The 1,993-nt window shown below is 55.4% G+C and carries 3 protein-coding genes; 2 read left to right on the top strand and 1 reads right to left on the bottom strand.

Annotation, left to right across the window (positions count from 1 at the left end; genetic code table 11):
• Positions 1-594: carbohydrate ABC transporter permease (locus tag B3F49_RS05735; RefSeq protein WP_293909656.1), on the top strand; the 594-nt coding region annotated here is incomplete at its 5' end.
• A gap of 2 nt (positions 595-596) precedes the next feature.
• Positions 597-1,448: an HAD family hydrolase gene (locus tag B3F49_RS05730; RefSeq protein ID WP_293909654.1), complete on the top strand. Its 852-nt coding sequence runs from the start codon at positions 597-599 to the stop codon at positions 1,446-1,448.
• On the opposite strand, the gene B3F49_RS05725 is transcribed toward B3F49_RS05730, so the two are convergent.
• On the bottom strand, positions 1,443-1,993 hold a 551-nt coding region (locus tag B3F49_RS05725), incomplete at its 5' end, for a helix-turn-helix domain-containing protein (RefSeq protein WP_293909652.1). The genes B3F49_RS05730 and B3F49_RS05725 overlap by 6 nt on opposite strands.

Raw genomic sequence — 1,993 nt, 5'->3', positions numbered from 1 at the left:
TCGGTTGCCATAAGCACCGTCCTGATCGCAAGCCTTACCGGATACGGGCTTGCAAAGTTCCGGTTCCGCGGCCGCAACACGGTGTTCATGATGATCATGGCCACCATGATGATTCCCTTTGAAGCCATCATGATCCCCCTATACATGGTGGTCATGACGCTGCGGATCCAGAACTCCTACATAGGCTTGATCCTTCCATTTTTGGTCAGTGCTTTCGGGGTGTTCCAGATGAAGCAGTTCTTGACCACCTTCCCGACCGAGTTCCTTGACGCGGCACGTGTGGACGGGATGGGGGAGTTCGGAATCTACTGGCGCATCGTCCTTCCCAACTGCAAGCCGGTCATCGCCACGCTGGCCATCCTCTCGTTCCGAAGCCAGTGGGACAACCTCTTGTGGCCGCTCTTGGTAAGCCAGAGCGACAAGATGAAGACCATTCCCCAGTACATCTCCTCGTTCGCGCTCGAGCGCAGCACCGATGAGGGGGCGATGATGGCTGCCGCCTTGCTTGCGTCGATCCCGATGTTCATCCTCTTCATGTCCCTGACCAAGTATTTCATCGGGGGCTCGGCCATCTACGAATCAAGAAAGGGATAAGCATGTACGACAGACTCTGCACCGATTTGTGTGCCTCCCATCCAGCCCAAGCGGTGCTTGCCGCCTATGCCGATCGCTTGGACCGATTTCCGCTGGAGCACTGCCGCTCTGCCATGGGCCGCTATCTGCTGGTCACCGACAAAGCGGACAGCATGGAGGAAGCCCAGCGGCTGGGCATGGGTTCAGTTCTCGCCGATGAACAATTCGGCACTCACTCCTTGCTGCCCCATCTGGCCTGGGTGGACTCGCCAATCCCCGATTCCTGTTCGCTGTTTCTCTTCGATATGGGAAATGTCGTCGTAAAGAACATTACGATGCTGGGCAAGATTGCCAGGGGTTATCGTCTCGACCGTGAGGAGTTCTTTGCAGACTACCTGCACTATGAATTCCCTCTGATGGAGGGAGTTCTCAGGAGCGCAGAGTATTGGGCTCATGTGAAAGATGTGTTTGGGGTGGAGGTTGAAGGCGACCCGTTCTTCGACGCTTTCGAACCGGTTTTCAACGATGAGGTCGTCACGGTGATAGGAGCATTGCGCAAAGCCGGAAAGCGGGTGGTATGTGCTTCGAACACCATCGAAGCGCACTGGAGAATTCTTGAATCGATGGGAGCCCTCGACCTGTTCGACGAGGTGTACGCCTCGCATCTGATGCGCACCACAAAGCCTTCAAGGAACTTCTTTGAGAAGATCCTGCATCGTGAAGGCTGCTCCATTGCAGATGCCTATTTCGTCGATGACCATGAACCGAACATCCAGCGTGCCCGAGGGTTCGGCCTTGCAAGCCTGCTCTATGCAGACAAAGCGGGAAGGACTGCTTCCGAACGCCTGGCCTCGGCTTTCTCCTCTGTATTATAGGGCGCCCAGCTCGTCTCGGAACTGCGTCGGAGTCTTGGTTGTGAAGCGCTTGAATATCTTGGCGAAATAGCCTGGGGTGGGGAAGCCGCAGCTGGTTGCAATCTCTCCGATGTTCTTCTTCGGATCCTTCATCAGCTCAACCGACTTGTTCACCCTCCATGCATTGAGGTACTGCAGGAAGTTGAGCCCCGTCACCTCCTTGAACAGGCGTGAGAGGTGGCTTTCGGACAGTTCAAGATAGGAAGCAGCCTCCTGCAACCCGACCGGGTTTGCATAGTTGTCGGCGATGAATGCGATGGTGGCATCGATGACATGGTTGTTCACGTTGCGCGGAAGAGCGATCAACTCGCCGGCTGTGCTTGAACCTTTTTTCAGCTGCTCGAAATCCTTGTCCTCTTCCTGGATCTTCTTCACCAAGGAGGCAAGCGTCTCTTCCAGCTCCTCGTCATCGATGGGTTTGAGCAGGTAGTCGAACACCCCCAGCCGTATGGCCTGCTTCATATAGTTGAAGTCGGTATGGCCGGTCAGGATGATGGCATGGTTGA

The organism is Sphaerochaeta sp. UBA5836 (genome assembly GCF_002432845.1).
Classification (GTDB): Bacteria; Spirochaetota; Spirochaetia; order Sphaerochaetales; family Sphaerochaetaceae; genus Sphaerochaeta.
The sequence above is the reverse complement of the archived record's forward strand: the minus strand, read 5'-3'. Positions and strand labels throughout refer to the sequence as shown.